The following is a 19290-nucleotide window of genomic DNA, read 5'->3' on the forward strand; positions in this document are numbered from 1 at the left end:
GGCCGGGCGGTTCGTCAGCACGTCTCGACGAGCTGCCTGGCCACCTCCTTGGCATTGCCCACCGCGCCGGGCACGACTCCGAACGAGGCGGTGACGACGGCACCCTCCAGCAGGATCAACAGCGACGTCGCCAGTTTGCGCGCGTTGCGGACACCCGCGTCCCGGGCGAGAGTCCGCAGGTAATCCAACATCCACTGCTTCTGGGCCCGGATCACCTCGCGGGCGGGGTGGCCCGCGTCGGGCAGTTCGGCCTGCGCGTTGACGAACACGCACCCGCGTGGGTTCTCCGTCGCGATCCACTCCTCCACGGCGTCGAACACCAGCAGCAGGCGCCGTGCGGGCGAGATCCGGCCCCGGCGTTCGACCACCGCGCGCACATGTTCGCGGTAGCGCTCGTCCCATCGCTTCACGTAGTGGCCGATGAGCTCGTCCTTGGAGCCGAAGCAACCGTGGAGCGCTTCTTGAGTGACACCTGCCTCGTCGGCGATCCGTTCGACCCCGACAGCGTGAATACCGTTGTCGTAGAACAGCCTTCCCGCCACTTCGAGCACTCGCTCGGCATCCGGGGTCAGTACGAGGTCGTCACTCATGCGTCGACGGTATACCCACGGTTCACACCCGCCGACCCGTACCGCCCCGCGAAAGCCGCCGCCCGCGACGAAGTCACGCAGGAAGTCACGCGGTCCCCGAGACAGGTCCCGCGGCCGAACGCCGAGGAGACTGTTCTCTCCGCGTTCCCCCATCCGTGTCCCGAAACCGGGCACCCACCCGGCAAACGCTGACACCACCACCTCCGACCGCGTACGCTGGATCATCGTGCAGTTTCTGGAAGGCCACAGGCCCGCTCACGACCTGACCTACGACGACGTCTACCTGCTGCCCAACCGCTCCGCGGTGGAGTCACGCTTCGACGTCGATCTCTCCACCGTCGACGGCACGGGCACCACCATCCCGATCGTGGTCTCCAACATGACCGCCGTCGCCGGGCGACGGATGGCGGAGACCGTCGCCCGGCGTGGTGGACTCGTCATCCTTCCCCAGGACGTCGATCCCGGCGCGGTCGCCGACATCACGGCATGGGTGAAGAGCCGGCACCTCGTGTGGGACACCCCGCTTGTCCTCGGCGCGGGGGACGCGGTGGCCGACGCCTTGAACCTCGTGGGCAAGCGTTCCCACGGTGCTGTGGCGGTCGTGGACGACGACGGCCGTCCCCTCGGCATCGTCACCGAAGCCGCGTGCGCCGGGGTCGACCGCTTCGCCCGGCTCACCGACGTACTGGATCGGCTGGTCCTCACAGTCCCGCTCGACACACCGCCACGCGAGGTGTACGAGCGGCTTCACGAACGTGGCGAGACACTCGCCCTGGGCGTGGACGACGACGGCCGTCTCGTGGGCGTGTTGACCCAGGTCGGAGCTGTTCGAGCCGGCATCTACACCCCCGCCGTCGACGCGAACGGCCACCTGCGCATCGGGGCCGCCGTCGGGGTCAACGGCGACGTGGCCGCCAAGGCCGAGGCCGTCCTCGAAGCCGGGGTCGACGTCCTCGTCGTGGACACCGCCCACGGTCACCAGGAGAAGATGCTGGCCGCGCTCAAAGCCGTCCGCTCGGTGTCCCCGTCCGTGCCCGTGGTCGCGGGCAACGTGGTGAGCGCGGAAGGCACCCGTGACCTCATCGAGGCGGGTGCCGACATCGTCAAGGTCGGCGTCGGCCCCGGCGCGATGTGCACGACACGCATGATGACCGGTGTCGGACGCCCACAGCTGTCCGCGGTGCTCGACTGCGCGGCCGCGGCCCGCGAGCTCGGCAAACACGTGTGGGCCGACGGCGGTATCCGCCACCCGAGGGATGTCGCGTTGGCTCTCGCGGCGGGTGCGTCGGCGGCCATGGTGGGATCGTGGTTCGCGGGCACGTACGAGTCGCCCGGCGACCTGCGCTACGACGAGCACGGCAGGCCGTACAAGGAGTCTTTCGGCATGGCCTCCAAGCGGGCCGTCACCGCGCGCACGCGTTCCGACAACGCTTACGAACGAGCCCGCAAGTCGCTGTTCGAGGAAGGCATCTCGTCCTCCCGGATGGCGCTCGACCCCCAGGCTCCCGGTGTGGAGGACCTACTCGACTCCATCACCGCCGGTGTGCGTTCGGCGTGCACCTACGCGGGGGCCGCCACGTTGGAACAGTTCCACGAGCGCGCGGTACTGGGCGTGCAGTCGGCGGCGGGTTTCACCGAGGGCCGTCCTCTTCCCACCGGCTGGTGACGCCCTCGTCCGTGTCCGCGGCATGGACACGGACACGGACGAGGACTCGGGCGCTGACGACACAGCGTGCGAACACAACGCCACAGACTGCGGACACGACTACACAGACTGCGGACACGGTCAGCGGTGGCGGGTCACCCGTGGTGTTCCAGCATCTCGGTGACCAACGCGGCGATCGGGGATCGCTCGGAACGCGTCAATGTCAGGTGCGCGAACAGCGGGTGCCCCTTCAACTTCTCGACCACGGCGGAGACACCGTCGTGCCTGCCGACACGCAGGTTGTCGCGCTGCGCCACGTCGTGGGTCAGCACCACCCGAGACGCCGTGCCCAGCCGCGACAACACGGTCAACAACACGTTGCGTTCCAGCGACTGTGCCTCGTCCACGATCACGAACGAATCGTGCAGCGACCGACCCCTGATGTGGGTGAGCGGCAACACTTCCAACATGCCGCGGTCGAACACCTCGTCGATCACTTCCTGGCTCACTACCGCGCCGAGAGTGTCGAACACGGCCTGAGCCCAGGGCTGCATCTTCTCGTTCTCGGTGCCCGGCAGGTAGCCCAGGTCCTGGCCTCCCACCGCGTACACCGGGCGGAACACCACGATCTTGCGGTGCATCCCGCGTTCGAGCACGGCTTCGAGACCCGCGCACAACGCGAGCGCCGACTTCCCCGTGCCCGCCCGTCCGCCGAGGGACACGATGCCGATGTCGGGGTCCATGAGCAGGTCCAGTGCGATGCGCTGTTCCGCCGACCGCCCGTGGAGGCCGAACACCTCGCGGTCGCCGCGTACGAGTCGTGCTCTCTTGCTGGGCGTGGTCCGTGCCAGAGCGCTCGTCGTGCCGGCCAGCAGGCGAAGGCCCGTGTTGCACGGCAGCTCGCGAGCCTCGGGGCGACCGAAGTCGGCCAGGTCCACCTCTCCCCCCGCGAACAGGGCGTCGATGGCCTCGGCGGGCACGTCGAGGTCGGCCATGCCCGTCCATCCGGAGGGGGTCACCTCGTCAGCCCGGTACTCGTCGGCGGTCAGTCCCACCGAACCGGCCTTCACCCGAAGCGGGATGTCCTTGGTTACCAGCGACACCTCTTTACGCTCGGTAGCGAGGTTCAACGCACACGCGAGGATGCGGTGGTCGTTGGAGTCGGTGCGAAAACCCGGGGGCAGCACTGTGGGGTCGGAGTGGTTCAGCTCCACGTGCACCGTGCCGCCTTCTTCGCCGATCGGCACGGGAACGTCGAGGCGGCCGTGCGTGCGCCTGAGTTCGTCCAGCAGCCGAAGGGCCTCTCTGGCGAACCACCCGAGCTCGGGGTGATGGCGTTTCGCCTCCAGCTCACTGATCACGACGAGTGGCAACACCACGTGGTGTTCGGCGAACCTGGTGATCGCCCACGGGTCCGACAGCAGAACCGAGGTGTCCAACACGTACGTGCGGGTGGTTCGGTCGGCTGTGTCGCCGGAGTCGGATGAGCGGCCGGAGTCCTTTCGGGGCAAACGCTGCGCAGTCACGACGGCATCTCCCTCAGGGGCGTCGGCACCACGCCCCGCACTCGCTGGGCCGGGCACTGCCCTGGCTGGTCGCACATCCGACATCCGCCGGTGTCAGCGCATGCGGCCACGAGGGCCCGGTGCCGGCCCCCTCGCGCGTTTCGGAAGCGGCTGCACGGTTAGCGTCGCCGCCGTTCGCTTCATCACTGCCACGACCAGGGCCTCCCGTGGTGGCCCACCTCGATTCGTGTGCCACCACTTCGGAAGCTACCTGCGACGCGTGTTTCACGCAGGCAGCCAGCCAGGTGAATCACCAGTGACGGAACTCACGGTTCGTGCAGGCGTGCCGACACGGTCGAATGAGACTTCGGATGTTCACCGGAAGTTCATCCGCCGTACCGGCGGTGGCGAACCGCGTAGTCACGTAGAGCGCGGAGGAAGTCGACCCGCCGGAACGCGGGCCAATACGCCTCGGTGAACCAGAACTCCGAATGCGCCGACTGCCACAGCAGAAAACCGGACAGCCGCTGTTCACCCGAAGTGCGGATGATCAGGTCCGGGTCCGGTTGCCCCGAGGTGTACAGGTGCTCGGAGATGTGGTCGACGTCGAGGGTCTTGGCGAGTTCCTGGAGGGACGTGCCTTCGTCGGCGTGCTGTTGCAGCAACTTGCGCACGGCGTCGGCGATCTCCTGGCGCCCGCCGTAACCGACGGCGACGTTGACGATCATGCCGTTGCGCCCGTCGGTGCGCTGCGCGGCGGCGGTGAGCCTCGCAGCCACGTCCGTGGGGAGCATGTCGAGCGCGCCCACGATGGACAACCGCCACGGATTGCCCGGTTTGGCGAGTTCGTCCACGACGTCCGGAATGATCTCCAGGAGTGCGGCGACCTCCTCGTTGGAACGGTTGCGCACGTTGTCGGTCGACAACAGCCACAACGTGACGACCTCGACCTTGGCCTCCCGGCACCAGCCGAGGAAGTCCGCGATCTTGCGGGCGCCCACCCGATGACCACCGTTGACGTCGGTGAACCCCGCCTCGCGCGCCCAGCGGCGGTTGCCGTCGAGGATGATGCCGATGTGACGCGGTTGCCGACCCGCGGCCTGCTGCTTGAGCCGCCACGAATACACCGTGTAGACCACGCGGGAGAGGAACGACCGAAGACTCACATCACGGCAGCGTACGCCTGGCGGCAAAGTGAGTTTCGTTGTACTCCCATTCAGGGACTGTGCGAACCAACCTACGGTTCCGTAGCCTTCTTTCTGTGAGCGTAGCGACGCACGATCAAACCGAACTCCCGCTGTCCGAAGTCGTCGACACCCGTCCCCGCTTCCGTGGCTACATCCATTTCTGGAGTTTCTTCGGGGCGGTCGCGGCCGGGGCCACGCTGATCGCACTGGCCGCATCGACCGTGTCCGGGCTCGCCGCACTCGCGACGTCGATCTACGGCGTCACGGTCCTCGGCGTGTTCGGGGTGAGCGCCCTGTACCACCGAAGGTTCTGGAGCCCCCGGGCGTACGCGTGGATGAAACGCGCCGACCACTCGATGATCTTTCTGTTCATCGCGGGTACGTACACACCGTTCACGCTGCTGGCGATGTCCCAGCCGACCGGCTACATCGTGCTGGGCGTGGTGTGGGGTGGCGCGGTCGCGGGCGTCGCGTTGAAGATGTTGTGGCCGACGGCGCCGCGTTGGCTCGGCGTGCCTATCTACATCGCGCTGGGCTGGGTGGCGATCTTCGTGTTGCCGGAACTGGCGCACAACGCCGGTGTGGCGGCGCTGGTGCTGCTGCTCGTCGGTGGGGCTCTCTACACGGTGGGATCGATCTTCTACGCCACCCGCTGGCCGAACTACTGGCCCGAAACGTTCGGATATCACGAGTTCTTCCACGCCTGCACGGTGGCGGCGGCGATCACGCACTACATCGCGATCTGGCTGGCGATGTACGCCTAGCAGGGCTTTCCGGGGTCCGGACCGAGATCAGGCCGTGGCCAGGCCGTCACGCCGCCTGGTCTTCGTCCGGGCCGTCCAGACCGTCGAGCACCGTCCCGAAGAAGGCGTCCACCGCCTTGCGGGTCCGCTCGTGGCTGGACGGCAGCAGGTGCGTGTACACCCGCAGTGTGAAACCGGGGTCCGCGTGGCCCAGGTACTCCGACACCGCCTTGACCGACTCCCCCGCGTCCAGCAGCACCGAGGCGTACAGGTGCCGCAGCGCGTGCATCCCGTCCGCCCGCGTCGGCGCCTCGATCCCCGCCCGCTTCAACGCCGGTATCCACACCGACGTGCGAAACGTCGTCCGCCGCACCGGCCCACCCTCGGCGTTGACCATCAACAGGCTCACCGTCACCGGCTCACCCGAGGGATGCCGCCACGGCAGCGTGACCGGCGTCGACGGGAACCGCTCCGCGTAAGCGTCGAGATCATCCAGCAGCGCCGCCCCGATCGGCACCTCCCGCGTCTTGCCCCGCTTCGGCGGCGCGAACACCGGCCGGTTCTCCACCAGCCGCACCTGCCGCCGCACACGGACCACGTTGCGGTCCCGGTCCACGTCGTCGAGGGAGAACCCGAACACCTCCCCCGAGCGCAGCCCGAGCCCGGAAGCCAGCCACACGGCCGGGCGGTACTGCTCCGGCATCGCCTCCAGCACCGCCCGAGCCCGCTGTCCCGACCACGGCCGCACCCGCGCGTTGTCCTCCCGAGGCCGCGTCACACTCCGCGACCGCGCCGGATTGGTGACGATCAGCTTGTCCTCCTGGGCGAAGCTGAACACCGACACCAGGTGCGAGAAGTACAGCACCCGCGACGTCGAGGCCACCTGGCGATCCTGCAACCAGCGAAGCCACGCCTGCACGTCACTCGGCTTGATCGACCCGATCGACCGCCCCTCGAAGAACGGCAACAGATGCGTCGCCACCCGGCTCTGCACCCGCTCCCGCGTCGTGTAGTCGAACGTCTGCGCCTCCACCCACCGCAGCGCCACCGACTTGAACGACACCCGACCCGCACGCGGATCGACGTACTTGCCCTCCCGCTTGTCCGACTCGACCGCGATCAGGAAATCCTCAGCCCGCTTCTTCTGCCGGTCAGGAAACGTCTTGGCCCGCTCGTTGCCGTCCGGGTCGAGGTAGCGCACCCGGTAGCGCATCCCCTTGCCGTACAGCTCCGTGCGCTCCATCACCGGCTTGCCCTTGGCGTTCACCACCACCTGACCCGTCACCGGATCACGCTTCGCCCGATACCACCGATCCTGGATATGCCCCACTCACGCCCCCAATCGAGAATTGCCGAAGAAACTCACGCCGCCTCGTCCGCCGCCTCGACCCAGGCACGGAGTTTGGCCGGGTCATAGCGGAGATGACGGCCGATCTTGCGCACGGGCGGCCCTTCGCCGCGCCACTTTCACTGATAGAGCGTCTTGACCGGAATGCCGAGGTAGTCCGAAACCTCCTCGACCGTCCACAACCGCTCGAAGCTGACGATCTTGCCCAAGCTGCTTCTCCCCCATCGTTGTTCACGCTGCTTGCGGAGTTGCCGAAGTCTCCGGCCCGCCTGGTGGGCCCTGCGCGGCCAGCAGTGCCCGGTCGTATTCGGCCCGCCAGGTGATGCGTTCGGCGATCGCCCGCATCAGCAGGTGCGCCCGTGGCGGAACATTCCGATCGCCGGGAGCGAGCTTGCGCCAGACCAGCCGTGAGGTGTCCTGTTCGGGTTTCTCGATGCCGACCGAGGCGAGCATGTCGCGGACGAACGCCTTGCGGTCCGCCTTGTGATCGGCCAGAGACTTGCCCGACCACTTGCGCGAGACGAGCACCCGCCGCCCAGGCAAGCCGAGGGTGGAGCGCCGATGCGCGCGGCCCTTGCACCGCCCCGGCACGGTTTTCGCGCTCGCACCGAGGGGTTGGATGCCGTAGAGCAGCCAAACCGCGCACCGAGGCGAACACGGCGTGACCGACAACTCGGCATGGAGTCGATCGTGATGCTCCCGCTGCCGGTAACTGCTCGCTTCGACGACTTCACCGGTGGCCTTGGTGAGGTACTTCGTCAGGTAGCCGATGTGCCGCCCGGCTTCCTCCGTGCCCCCGAGAATGCCCTTCGAATGCACCTGCGCCCCGAAGGTCACCACATGCGCCGGTTCCTTCACCTGCTCCACCGCGTCATCCCAGCCGGTGAGTGGCTGCCGGGTGTCCGGGTCCACGAACACCCTCCTGTCCGCGTCCCACACGGGCACGTGGTCACCGCCGTAGACAGGCTGGTCATGGGCAGGCCACCACACCTGGTGATACGTGGCCGCCGTGACCTGCCGGACGATCTCGTGCGGGATCGAGCCCCGGACAGCGGCATGCAGGTGCGGAGCCGCCCGCCGCTGGGGTTCGACGGTGGCGAAGTACTGCACCTCCCATCCCACCACTCGGCGAAGGTTCTGCCACCAGCGATCCACCAGGGCGGAGAAGTGCACCGCATCCCGCGCCGCCCGCCGATAGTCGTAGCTACCGGGATCGACCGGAGTGCCGTCCTCGCGCACCCGCCCGTAGGTGTCGAGGGTGAGGGTGACAAACATCGAGGGCCGAAACCGCCCCGCATACTCTCGGCCGATCGTGCGGTTCTCGACTCGGCGTCGCGGGAGGTTGGGCGCGTCCTGCCTGCGTTTGGTGGATCGCTTCTTCGGCCGCGCCGCCGGAGGGTCCACCGCGGGCAACCGCCCCCGCATCCCGGAGGCTCGCAACTCCTCATCCACCCCGCGGATTTCCTCGCGGACCTCCTCGGCGTCACACTCCGCACCCTCGGCAAGAGCCTGCCGATAGGCCGCCACGAGATCCGCCCGGTACTCCAAGAGTTGCGTCTGTTCGGCGCTGGGTGGCTCAGGGGTGAAATCAGGCTCCGTGTCCAGGTGCCAGCCCTCGCGGCACTGGGTCTGCCGCAGCGCCTTCGCCTTGCGCGCACACGGCCCGCACACCGACTCGACCGTGGAGCCACAGGGCACGGCGACGTAGCGCAACTCACCGGTGTCGGGATCGCCGACTTCCATGGTGAACGGCCGCACACACACGCCATGTTTCTCCGCCGTCGCCGTGATCACCTCGGTGGTGAGCGGTTGCCGCATCCGCTGCGCCCGCGTCTGGCCGGCCACGTCACCGGGGAACGAGGCCACGGACGTCATGCCGCCGCACCCCCAGACCAGCCCGTGCCGCCGTCCCGGTCGGGGAAGGGCAGCACTTGCGCCCGTCGCACCAGCCGCCCGGTGACATAGGTAGCCAGGGCATCCAGGTCGGTGTCGGTGACGTGGAACGCGCGCGCCCGGAACGGTTCCCGCCGCCCGTCTTCCTTGGCCCAGGCCACACCAGGGGTGTGCTCGGAGATCTCGTGCGCCGCCGCGCCCTGCTCCCGCACCCCGTCACCGAGGACCATGTCCACCTGCGTCTTCTCGTCCAGCCGCAGCGCCACACGGGTGGGGAACAGGTGCCGGAACGACACGACCTCCTTACGCGGGTCCTGCACCAGCCCGAGCACCGCAACACCGGGGGCGCGCCCTTGGCTGGTGATGGTCTGCACCGCCCGGTTCGCCCGCTCCCGCAACTGCTTATCCGACTGGTAGGCCAACACGTCCGCGAGTTCGTCGATGACCAGGACGAGGAACGGGGCACCCGTCGCGGGAGTCCAGGACCGCAGCATCCCCCGATACCGCGCCGCGCGTTCCTTGACCGTGGCGGCGACCTCTTCCAACAGGGCCACAGCGTCGGGGCCGTTGCCGAACACGACCCGCTGGAACACCTCCGGAGCCTGCCCCAGCTCCATCCCGCCCTTGGGATCGATCCCCACAAGCTGCACCCGGCCCGCGCGGATGAGCGGAGCCAGCGCCCACACCAGCGAACCCTTTCCCGCGCCCGTGGCACCAACCGCGAGCAGGTGACGGCCCAGCAGCCGCAGCCGCCACGGCCTACCCGTCTCGGTGCGCCCGACTACGACACGTCGCAGATCAACCGTGTCCGGCTTCTCGGCGAGCACGGGTGCCGGGATGGAGTGGGCAAGCGGGTCATGGTGAACGAGGTCGAGTTCCAACCGGCCGGGTTTACGCACCCGCACCCGGCACGTCTGCGCCCGGAAGGCGTGCGCCAACCCGGAGGCGTGCGCCTCCCACTGCTCTGGGGCCTGCCCCTTGACCATGCGGACCCGCACCCGGTCACGCCAGCCGTCCGCGCGCACCAGGCCGAGGCGGGGCCGGTACTCCTTGCCCTGGTCGCGTTTGACCAGGTCGGACAGGCGCATCACCGTCCGCCACTGACACGCGTACACCCCGAACCGGCGATACTCCGTGCGCGCCTGCGCCACGGTGAGGCGGGTGAAGGAGTCGCGGTGCAGCCGCCACCACAACCCGAGCACCACAACCACGGCCAGCAGCGTGAAGGCGAGCACCCACCACCCGAAGGCGGCTTGGACCCAACCGACCAGCACCGCTCCCGCGAGGGTGAGCGGGTAACGCCACAACAGGCGACCGAGCTGCACCACCAGCCAACCGACCAAGCCAACGAGCACGAACGGCAACGCCCCAAGCTGCACCCACCGAGGCAGCAACGTCCACCACGGCAACCGAGGCCGCACCACTTCCAACGGGGCCGGATCGACCCAGCGCGATCCACGCACACTCACCAGCGCTCACCCCCGATCAGGGCCGCACCGGCAAAAGCTCGATCATTCAATACGTCGGGGTGCCCGGTTGACAGCCACCCACAGCACATGTTTAGGCTATCCACTGTCTACTCCGTCTGGTGTGGACAGCGCAGAAGCGGCCAAACGGTTGACAGCCAAGAAAAACCGCTTCTGCGCCTAACGATCAATCAGTAAATGAGAGCGTGCGGTATCGCCGCACAAGCCGACAGCCCGCACGCTCCCGTTGTCGTCCTCTGTGTGTCGCTCTACTGGGCCGTGATCTTCAGCTCGTCGGCCTTACGCCGTTCCCTATCAGCCCAATACATCGCCTCGTGATGGTGGCCCCGATCGATCTCGGCGACCTCGGCATACACCCGCGCACTCCGCAGGTAGTACCGCCGCCACACCCGCGCCGGAGCATCCAACCCCGGCCGCTCAGCCACCAGAGCCTCGTGAGCCTGCATCAACGTCCGCACCTGCGGCACCGGCCCCACATCCTCGACCACATCTAACACCCCCTTCCTCATGACTCGATAAAAACGGAACATGCTCAGGCACGGAGGCAGAACCACGACGCCACGTGCACTCACCTCCGTGCCATCACGGTCACTCCTGCTGCTCCACGCCCGAACACGCGGGCTCACGCTCCAACCACCCGGCCAACTCGTCAGCCGCATTGCGCAGTTGACACAGGAACTTCGCGAAGTCCGGCCACAACGCCGGATCACGCGGCGGCTCGATCGTCAGACAATCCGGGTCCGCGTACACCACCAACGTCGCCGACTCGTCCACGAAACAGAACGCCCGCGTACCCGCCTCCGCTGCAGGGCCAAGGCTGAATGTCAGGTTGAACGGCACCCAGTTACACCCCTTCCGCTGAGCCAGGCCCGCCCCGCCGACGAGAAGTCCGGGATCGTGGCCGCACCGTGCCCACTCCACACGAGCGAGTGGCCGTGCGTTTCTGCCAGTCGCGGGCTTGTTCTTCGAATGCCTGCGCCGCCGATTCCAACGCCGCCAGCGTCCACCACGGCAAGTCAGGGTTCGCAGCGATACTGCGCCAGGCTGCCGCCACCTCCTGCGAGGCCAAGGCCATGTCGTGAGCTGTCGCTGTGTCCACTTCCTGGGTCCGGGCCACGCGGTCGGAGGTCGCTCCGTAGCGGCGGTATGCCTCTTCCCATGCCCGGACCTGCTTCTTCGTTGCCATCACGTCGTTCCCACGCCCGCAGCCGACCTCATGCGGCCTTGGCCGAGGACTCGCCACCGCCCGACGTAGCCGAGGTCTTGCCCGAGCGCCCGTCTCCCGAACCAGCGGACGGAGCCTTGAAGCCAGTTGCGCGAAAGACGTAGGCCTGATATTTGAACTCACCGTTCCCAGCCACCCGAGGCTCGGCTGTCAGCCCTTCCAACTCAATCGGCCGCATCCCCGGCAACGCCTCCGACGTGGTCGGCACCGGCTGCACATCCGCCAAAAACGTCACCTCGAACGATGCACGCTTGGCATTCGGCTCCGACGGATCGGTCACCGTGGCCTTCCACTGCCGCTTACCCGTGGCCTCGTCCACCTTCTGCCGTGCAGGACGACCAGCAGCCCGGTCCTCACGGGACTGATACTCAGTGTCCGGTGACACCTCACCCACCATCACCAAGCCCTGCGGAAAAGCCGCATCAAACTCGATCGGGAATCGGTACCCCTTGGGGATCGTCATCGCGCCGTGACCCTCTCCTGTGGTTCTCTTCCTGTGTTGGTCCGCCCCGTTCGGCGGCACACCACCACTGTCGTCCGAGTGAGGGTCACGTCACGACACCGTGCGTGTCGCATCTCGAACTTCCTGTACTCATTGAGTCTCGTCTATGTCTCGTCTGAGTGGTAGCGTCGTCTCGCGACCGACGACACGGGGGAGAGACAGCAATGGGCGATAAGCCGATCGTGCTGAAGGTGCTACTACGGCAACGGCACCTGCAAGGGCATCGCGCGTTCTGCAAGGAGTACGACAAACTCGCCAAGCAGATTGATCCGGAGTTGGTCGGGAGCTGGCCGAGCAAGGCGCAGTTCTATCGCTGGCTCGCCCGCGACCTGCAAGGCCTGCCGTACGCCGACCACTGCCGTGTGCTCGAAGCGATGTTCCCTGGCTGGACCGCTGAGCAACTATTCCAGGAGCACACCGGCGGCATCGAGTTCGTACCCGAACCACCCACAGCGACCACGCCGACGCCGCCCCGAGCAAGGCCAGCCACACCGGCAAGCTATGGCATGGCCGGTGTGACGGCCGTGTTCCCCAGCCGCCCAGCGTTTTCCCACGAGATCCCGCCACACAAGCTGTTCGACAACGCCGAAAAGATCAGCATGGTCGGCCTCTCACTCAACCTGCTCTGCCAGAGCTACCCCGACAAAGCTCTACTCGACCTGCTCGAAACCGGCACCGTGGTCGAATGCCTGTTCCTCGACCCCACCGGGCACCACATCAAGGACCGCGAACGCGAAGAATCCCACCCCGATGGCGTGCTCTCGACGCTGACCGCGCTCAACATCCAGACCTTGCAGCGTCTCCATACCAAGCTTTCGCCCGAGGCGAAGCCGAACCTGCGCCTGCGCACCTACGACGAGGTGGTTCGGTTCAACATCACCCTCATCGACGACGTCACCTGCGTCATTCAGCCCTACTTACCCGACGCCCGAGGTGTCGAGTCACCGACGATCGTGGCCGAGAAGCAGACGGGTACTCCCGGCTTGTTCGAGACGTTTGCACAGGTGTTCGAGTCCCTATGGGCGCGCGGCAAGGAGATCACCACATGAAGAACCTGGACGAGCTACTGACCATCGCTCATGAGGCCGCCGACATCGGGTCTCGGATGATGACCACCCAAGCACCCGGCACCGTCAGCGCCAAAGGCGACCGCGACTACGTCACCGAACTCGACGTCCGCATCCAACACGCCATCCGCGACCACCTCCACCAAGCCGCCCCAAGCATTGACTTTCTCGGCGAAGAAGACGGCGGCGGAGCCCTCGATGAGACCACCGAGTACGTGTGGGTGCTCGACCCCATCGACGGCACCTCTAACTTCGCCCACGGCATTCCCCTCTGCGCCACCTCGCTCGCGCTGGTCCACCGCGGCGAACCTGTCATCGGCGTCGTCACCGCCCCTTTTCTAGGCTTGCGCTATCACGCCACCAAAGACAGCAGCGCCTACTGTAATAACCAACCCATCCACGCCAGCAACACCACCGACCTACGCCGCGCCATCGTCTCTATCGGCGACTACGCCACTGGCCCTGGAGCCATTGAAAAAAATCAACAACGATTCGCCATTACCAAGGCGCTCGCCGCAAACGTCGAACGCATCCGAATGCTCGGTGCAGCTTCACTCGATCTCGCCTGGGTAGCCGAAGGCCGTACCGACGCCTGCGTCATCCTCAGCAACAAACCGTGGGATATGGCTGCAGGGGCATTGATATGCCGCTCCGCGGGAGCGTTTGTAGTTGATTCACTTGCCAATCCATATAGTTTTACTGCAACAGAAACCATCGCTGCAACCAAATCGTTGAAATCTATACTCCTTGCATCCATATTCACCAGTTAGGATCGGGTTGTGGCAAATGTAATAGAAGAGGGCACTCCCAGGATTGGCTACATTTATGATGGAATGAAGGACACCCCCGCCATCCCAGCCCAACTATTTAAACGCAACTCAAGAGTATACCTTGAAGTCCCCTTCTCCCCGGACTCGCCTGAAGCGGCGGCGTGGTTTGCTTCGGAGCCGCTAATGTTTCCCTACGCGGAAACGAACCATCGAGATCTTCCCAGTGCGCTAGATTTCCTGGACAGTTCGGGGTCGATCGTGCTCATTGGGTGCCATAAAGCTGGCACTAGGCATCAACTTATGAGCGGAATTGGAACAGGACGCATTGCAGTCGACTATGCAATACTCGGCGCATACGACGCACGCAAATACTCAAAAATAAACGGGTTCCGATCAGAGATCGAAGGACTGGGCGAATGGATGGAAATCAAGAGCACCAAAACATCATTTGAACGGGATGACACCAAGAGAATAAAGGCCATTAATATCCAACTCAAGTCACCTCCAGAAATTAAGATTTCGCGGGTACTTAATCTAACAATTCGCCCGTCATTTAGCTACGGTTCTGGCGACCGCCCAGATGAGACTAAAGTAAGCGAACGAATGCTCGTTGAGACACATACACAACGAGCCAGAGAGTGGCAGGAACACTTATCTTTACACATCGCCATTCGCGACTTGGTCCGCGTGTCATCCTGGAGACCACTTGGGTTCCACGCACATCAAGCTACCAGCCACAAGGATTCAGTGACCACAATAGACGGGTCTACTCATGGACACACATGGCATGCCGTCCATTCCATAAGGACGTTGCATCATTCCGATAAGCGCAAATCTGGAAATGTAGATTACTTGTTCCGTTATTCTAATATCGGAAAGCAAGGGATGGACCGATGGGTTCGACTACATAAGGAATATAGCAGGGCTATTGACCCACTGATGTCACTTCTGGAGCTCCGCGACGCCAGCATCGAGACGCTAGTAGCGCAGCTAGGAATTTCCTTAGAAGCTCTCGGGTTCCTTGTCGCACGACACGATGGATTATCAAAGGAAAAAGCAGGGAGGGAAACATTTGCGCAGCGACTCTCGCGCGTTTCGCGCGATTTGCCTAGTCTAGCTCCCTTCAATATAGATAAATGGATAGAAGACGCGAGCAAGGCATACAATGCTGTCAAGCATGCAAATCGAGATCTGCCGGATATAGATTTTCTTGCGCAAAGCTATTGGAAAAGCCTATTGATAGCCAGAATATGGATTGCCAAACATGTCGGAGCCTCGGAAGACCTCCTAAAAAAGACACTAGAACACGATCGGATACGTCTTTTGATAGATTAATACCATTGCTTGCCGAAATTGGCTCTATGGGATCAAGACGCGCCGCCAGCGGCGGCGCGCTCGCGGCCGTCCTGACGCGCTTGAGGCCGCATCCGCACCGGCCAGTGGGCTCCCGCTCCGCTTCGCCCACCGGCCGGGCGGCACGGCCCGCGCGGTGGACGAGGAGCGCCGCGCACCGGCGGCGCACATATCCACGTAGAGCACGGGCAGCTCTTCCCCAGATCACAGCGTCGTACCCGCTCGGTTGCTGAGCGTGAGAGCGTCGTTACAAGCATCCTTCACCCCTACACCGGATCGTGACAACGGCCGGTGGCACCGCGTCAAGGGCGCTACCGCGTCGCTGACGCGATCTTCGACCCTTGACACGGCACCACCGGCCGCGTTCCAGGCTGTGTATCGGGATGGAGGAGAGAAATGGGCAGCTCACTAGTTGCAACGCTGAGTCCGACTGCCTAGATCTAAGCTTCCTACGTGCACTCCAAGGTGAGTGCAAGACTCCATCCAATCTCACTTGGACGGATGCTGAAGATCATCCACTTGGGGCTATCCAAACCAGCTATAAATCTGCAACGGTTATCACGTGAAGGCAGCAACAAAAAGACGACTGGGGCAATTGTGGGGCTACCTTCTTCTGGGGGTTGTAGTTTACGGCTGGCTGGGGGCCACAATAGGTCCTGGTTTCATCGCGATTCTTTCCGGACTGGTAGTACTATACACACTTTTCCAAGCGCCGATGTGGTGTTGCGCAACAACACGAGAAAAAGAACCTTGCCGCAATAATTCCTACGGAATACTTCTAGGGTGCCATATACGTCAGCACAAGTGGCAGAAAATGAAGATGGCCATACGCGCCAGCAGCTGGGGACAATTGGCGCACAGAGTTCTGTCAGGAGTCGGCGGAGTGGCCGCATCTCTCTCCGCAGTCGCAGGGACTGCGTCAGCCATTATCGCTTTGGCGACACTCCTATTCAAGTAATTAAACAGCAGCCCGACCGTAGCACCGCAGCGACTCGCTCTATCTTGGCAAGCTCGCGCCAGGCCGTCTCCAGGCCGTATAAGCCCCGGAACGGCTCAGAACCCGTGAGAAACAATGACAAGCATTCCCGCAGGTCAAACCCGCTTTTTACGCTCGAACGGCAGGTCAGCCCAACCCCGGATCAGTTCATCGCGATCTGGCTGGCCATGTACGCCTGAGCCGATTACCCAGTTTGCCAGGCTGTCACCAAGGTCTTGGCCAGATTGGCCGGAGTTCCTGGAAGACAGTGCAGGTTTTGCTGCTCGTCGGCGAACACCAGGATCCGCCCCTGATCGCGGAGGTCGATCACGGAGAACGGCTTGCTGCGGCGGTACCGGCCGTCTGAGGTGCCACCGACGTAGACCTGGTGCACTGCCTCGCGCGGAGCTTTCAGCCGTTCCTCGAGTTCCTTTTCCGGACTCAGCCGCGCGGCGAACATGTCGTGGCTCTCATCGCGTGCCTCGAAAGCTTGTCTGGTTGTGTGCAGCTCCGGCACCGGTGCGGGCGGAACCTGGGGAAGTTCACCGATGAATTCCTCGACCAGGCGGCGTTCGTCGATCGACACGATCGCCACCGATTCGCCTCGCACCTGCATGGCCGCAGCCTCGCCACCCGCGGCGGCCACGAGGAACTTCCGGTCCCGGTCGGGGTCGTCGGTGTAGGCGCTCCAGCAGTACAGTTCCCGGCCTGGTGAGGCCAGAACCCGCAAGATGACGCGGAACTCGCGGGTGAGCATGTCCCCGTGGGCCAGGTCGAGTTCGGCCAATCGCTGGAAGCAATGATTCGTGAACTCACCCCGCTCGCTCTGCGGGATGTACACGTCGAACGCTCCCAGCAGTGGGTGTGGGTCGCCGAGGCCCTCCAATTCCCACAGGTGCAGCAACACCACTCGGGGCAACGCGATCGGACGGGTCAACACGGACGTCACGTCTACCCACCGATGGTCGGAGGCGCGATGGCATGGCCTGTGGTCGGGTCGCGGAGCACTTCACCGTCCTCGGTGAGCAGGAAGGCCTCGTCGGTGGCCTGGACGTACTGGCGCTGGTGTTCTTGGTCCTCACTGCCTTGACCACCGCGACCGGCACCGCCCATGGCGCCCATGGGCATCGCGCCTCGTCCGGCGGCCGCGCCGGACGCACCACCGGCTGGACCACCGACAGCCCCGGGTCCGCCGCTACCGGCCGGGCCGAAGGGGACCGCGCCTGTGCCCCTCCCCGCGCCCACACCGGGTGCCGCGCCACCGGCCCCGCCTCCTGCGACGCCACCGGCTCCGCCGGGCACACCGCCGATACCGGGCGCGGAGAAACGTCCCCCGACACCGCCCACTGTGGACGAACCACCGGCCGGGCCGAAACCTCCCGGCGCGCCGATCGATCCGAAACCCGGTGTGTTGGGCGTACCGCTGCCACCACTTCCCGGGCCGAAACCAGTGCTGGGATTGAGGTTCGGCGGGGCATAGCCGGGCGCGGGACGGCTCACTTCCGGAGGCACGTATCCCGACGCCGAGGTGCTGTCGTTCGGTTGCGACGAGCCCGGCAGGCTAGGTGTCTGGAAACTCGGCGTCTGCGTCGAACCACCCGGAACAGAGCCGGAGACCGGCGAAGGGATCGACGAGCCACCGGAAACCGATGGGCCTGCAGGCAACGATGAGTCGGGTTCGTTGAATGTCCTGATGCCCGTTCCGGAGCTTTTCGCCGAACCGGATTCGTCCCGTTCGATGGTGCCGAGTTCACTGTCGAACGTGTCGAGCGAATCGAGCGGGCCGAAGTCCTTCACCACGCTCTGTTGCGCGGATTGCATGGCCTGTTCGTAGCCTTCGTAGATCTGTCGGGCACGCTCGACGTCGGCCTTGTGCTGGTTGATCTGCTTTTCGGTATCGGTGTCCCACGGCGTCAAGACGTCGACGAAGCCCCGCTCCGGTGGGCTCTCGGCAATCGAGGGCAGCTGCTGTTTGATGTTGTCGAACGCGTATGCACTGTCGGTGTACTGCCGGGCATTGGCGGCGTACACATCAGCGGAGATCTCCGCCGCCTTGGCCCCCATGCGGATCTTGTTCGCGGCGGCGTCGGCACCCTCGCCGGTCCATGAGCTTTCCAGGACCTGCAACATTTTCCTGCTGCGCTCGCTCGCGTCCTGGTGCGCCTGGACCACACTGTCGGCCTTGGTGGCGGCCTCATGCCATTTCGACGCATCCCCTTCGTGGATCCGACGCACCAACTCGTGCAGCGGGACCATGCCCCTGCTGGCCAGAACGTCGTTCAGGTTCTTTTGGAGAGTCTTCTCGACCCCGTCGAACAGCCCCATCGTCACTCCCCCGCCCGGTCCTTCAGATTCCCCACAACGGTCGCAGCGATCCTCTCGGCAGGCCCACACGAATCCACCCCGGCGTTCTTTTTCTCCATGCTCAGAGCCACGCCCGTGGATATCGCATACTCATCGGCCAACCCCACCACCACAGTGCAAATAGGGTCGTCTTCACTGTCCTTGTAAGCCACTGCAGGGAAACCTTCAATCGGTCCCACCTCACGAAAGATGGAGCTTTGTGGCTTGGCATAGGCATACGACGCACTCAAGCCTTGCCGGGTGGCAGTATGAAAACTAACTTGAAAACCACCGAGGGTGACCTGGTTCCCCCAGTCACAGCCCGGCCCAAGCTCATCCAAGTCTTTCCGCTTACCCTCCGACGCTCCTTCGCCCAGTATTTCCTCAACCTGCTGCGGCGTGAGCACTTCACACGGATCACTGGGCAACGCCGACTCCGGCAACGGATCCGCCACAGCCGGCGCACCACTATGCGGCAACTCCGACCCACCCGCCTGAGCACTCGCCGAAGGACTCGCCGATTCGGACACCGACGACTCAGACGTCGGCGCCGCATCCCCGTCCACACCCTCCGAACACCCAGCAACGGCCAACACCGCCAGACCGACACCCACCACCGCACTCACGCGCCCCATCAGACATAACCTCCGCCGGAA

General features: G+C 64.9%; 18 protein-coding genes and 1 pseudogene. 5 read left to right on the plus strand and 14 right to left on the minus strand.

Annotated features, from left to right (window positions below):
• Positions 1 to 14: 14 nt before the first annotated feature.
• A complete protein-coding gene (locus M7H19_RS07435; protein WP_298178704.1) occupies positions 15 to 590 on the minus strand; it encodes a TetR/AcrR family transcriptional regulator in 576 nt (191 codons plus the stop codon).
• A gap of 226 nt (positions 591 to 816) precedes the next feature.
• Between M7H19_RS07435 and M7H19_RS07440 the strand changes: the two genes are divergently transcribed.
• Positions 817 to 2256: a GuaB1 family IMP dehydrogenase-related protein gene (locus M7H19_RS07440; protein WP_298178707.1), complete on the plus strand. Its 1440-nt coding sequence runs from the start codon at positions 817 to 819 to the stop codon at positions 2254 to 2256.
• A 134-nt stretch (positions 2257 to 2390) separates the two neighbouring features.
• Here the strand turns inward: M7H19_RS07440 and M7H19_RS07445 are convergent, their stop codons facing one another.
• Both M7H19_RS07445 and M7H19_RS07450 read right to left on the minus strand, forming a co-directional pair.
• Positions 2391 to 3761, minus strand: a complete 1371-nt coding sequence (locus tag M7H19_RS07445) for a PhoH family protein (protein WP_298178710.1) — start codon at positions 3759 to 3761, stop codon at positions 2391 to 2393.
• A 365-nt stretch (positions 3762 to 4126) separates the two neighbouring features.
• Complete coding sequence (locus tag M7H19_RS07450; RefSeq protein ID WP_298178715.1) at positions 4127 to 4906, minus strand: isoprenyl transferase; 780 nt, start codon at positions 4904 to 4906, stop codon at positions 4127 to 4129.
• A 95-nt stretch (positions 4907 to 5001) separates the two neighbouring features.
• Between M7H19_RS07450 and M7H19_RS07455 the strand changes: the two genes are divergently transcribed.
• Entirely contained in the window at positions 5002 to 5691 is a 690-nt protein-coding gene (locus M7H19_RS07455) for a hemolysin III family protein (protein ID WP_298178717.1), read from the plus strand.
• Positions 5692 to 5737: 46 nt separating this feature from the next.
• Here M7H19_RS07455 and M7H19_RS07460 read toward each other — a convergent pair whose 3' ends face one another.
• The 8 genes and pseudogenes from M7H19_RS07460 to M7H19_RS07495 all read right to left on the minus strand — a co-directional run bounded on the left by M7H19_RS07460 (position 5738) and on the right by M7H19_RS07495 (position 12086).
• Positions 5738 to 6955: a tyrosine-type recombinase/integrase gene (locus M7H19_RS07460; RefSeq protein ID WP_298178720.1), complete on the minus strand. Its 1218-nt coding sequence runs from the start codon at positions 6953 to 6955 to the stop codon at positions 5738 to 5740.
• A gap of 77 nt (positions 6956 to 7032) precedes the next feature.
• A pseudogene (locus M7H19_RS07465) lies at positions 7033 to 7218 on the minus strand (helix-turn-helix domain-containing protein).
• Positions 7219 to 7249: 31 nt separating this feature from the next.
• Positions 7250 to 8893, minus strand: coding sequence for a replication initiator (locus tag M7H19_RS07470; RefSeq protein WP_298178722.1), 1644 nt, complete (start codon positions 8891 to 8893; stop codon positions 7250 to 7252).
• A complete protein-coding gene (locus M7H19_RS07475) occupies positions 8890 to 10380 on the minus strand; it encodes an FtsK/SpoIIIE domain-containing protein (RefSeq protein ID WP_363321343.1) in 1491 nt (496 codons plus the stop codon). Before M7H19_RS07475 ends, M7H19_RS07470 begins: the two co-directional genes overlap by 4 nt.
• Positions 10381 to 10646: 266 nt before the next feature.
• Positions 10647 to 10886 carry an AMED_5909 family protein gene (locus tag M7H19_RS07480; protein WP_298178725.1) on the minus strand — a complete coding sequence of 80 codons (240 nt, stop codon included), beginning with the start codon at positions 10884 to 10886 and terminating at the stop codon, positions 10647 to 10649.
• Positions 10887 to 10986: 100 nt separating this feature from the next.
• Positions 10987 to 11238, minus strand: a complete 252-nt coding sequence (locus M7H19_RS07485) for a hypothetical protein (RefSeq protein WP_298178729.1) — start codon at positions 11236 to 11238, stop codon at positions 10987 to 10989.
• Between the two features lie 4 nt (positions 11239 to 11242).
• Complete coding sequence (locus tag M7H19_RS07490; protein ID WP_298178732.1) at positions 11243 to 11584, minus strand: hypothetical protein; 342 nt, start codon at positions 11582 to 11584, stop codon at positions 11243 to 11245.
• Positions 11585 to 11612: 28 nt separating this feature from the next.
• Positions 11613 to 12086 (minus strand): hypothetical protein, encoded by a 474-nt coding sequence (locus M7H19_RS07495; RefSeq protein WP_298178734.1) that lies wholly within the window; start codon positions 12084 to 12086, stop codon positions 11613 to 11615.
• A 203-nt stretch (positions 12087 to 12289) separates the two neighbouring features.
• Here M7H19_RS07495 and M7H19_RS07500 point away from each other — a divergent pair, with 203 nt between their 5' ends.
• Genes M7H19_RS07500 through M7H19_RS07510 form a run of 3 tightly spaced genes read left to right on the plus strand, consistent with a single transcriptional unit; the run spans position 12290 to position 15297 of the window.
• Positions 12290 to 13174, plus strand: a complete 885-nt coding sequence (locus M7H19_RS07500; protein ID WP_298178737.1) for a DUF5919 domain-containing protein — start codon at positions 12290 to 12292, stop codon at positions 13172 to 13174.
• Positions 13171 to 13962: an inositol monophosphatase family protein gene (locus tag M7H19_RS07505; RefSeq protein ID WP_298178740.1), complete on the plus strand. Its 792-nt coding sequence runs from the start codon at positions 13171 to 13173 to the stop codon at positions 13960 to 13962. Before M7H19_RS07500 ends, M7H19_RS07505 begins: the two co-directional genes overlap by 4 nt.
• 9 nt (positions 13963 to 13971) lie before the next feature.
• Entirely contained in the window at positions 13972 to 15297 is a 1326-nt protein-coding gene (locus M7H19_RS07510; protein WP_298178743.1) for a HEPN domain-containing protein, read from the plus strand.
• Positions 15298 to 16496: 1199 nt separating this feature from the next.
• Here M7H19_RS07510 and M7H19_RS07515 read toward each other — a convergent pair.
• The 3 genes from M7H19_RS07515 to M7H19_RS07525 are packed head-to-tail and all read right to left on the minus strand — an operon-like array spanning position 16497 to position 19269.
• Positions 16497 to 17240 (minus strand): ESX secretion-associated protein EspG, encoded by a 744-nt coding sequence (locus tag M7H19_RS07515; RefSeq protein WP_298178746.1) that lies wholly within the window; start codon positions 17238 to 17240, stop codon positions 16497 to 16499.
• 2 nt (positions 17241 to 17242) lie between these two features.
• The gene (locus M7H19_RS07520; protein ID WP_298178749.1) at positions 17243 to 18616 is read right to left on the minus strand and encodes a hypothetical protein; all 1374 of its coding nucleotides are present in this window, start codon (positions 18614 to 18616) and stop codon (positions 17243 to 17245) included.
• 2 nt (positions 18617 to 18618) lie between these two features.
• Positions 18619 to 19269 carry a DUF3558 domain-containing protein gene (locus M7H19_RS07525; protein ID WP_298178754.1) on the minus strand — a complete coding sequence of 217 codons (651 nt, stop codon included), beginning with the start codon at positions 19267 to 19269 and terminating at the stop codon, positions 18619 to 18621.
• Positions 19270 to 19290 lie beyond the last annotated feature (21 nt).

The sequence above is a fragment of the Saccharomonospora sp. genome, assembly GCF_027317685.1.
Classification (GTDB): Bacteria; Actinomycetota; Actinomycetes; order Mycobacteriales; family Pseudonocardiaceae; genus Saccharomonospora.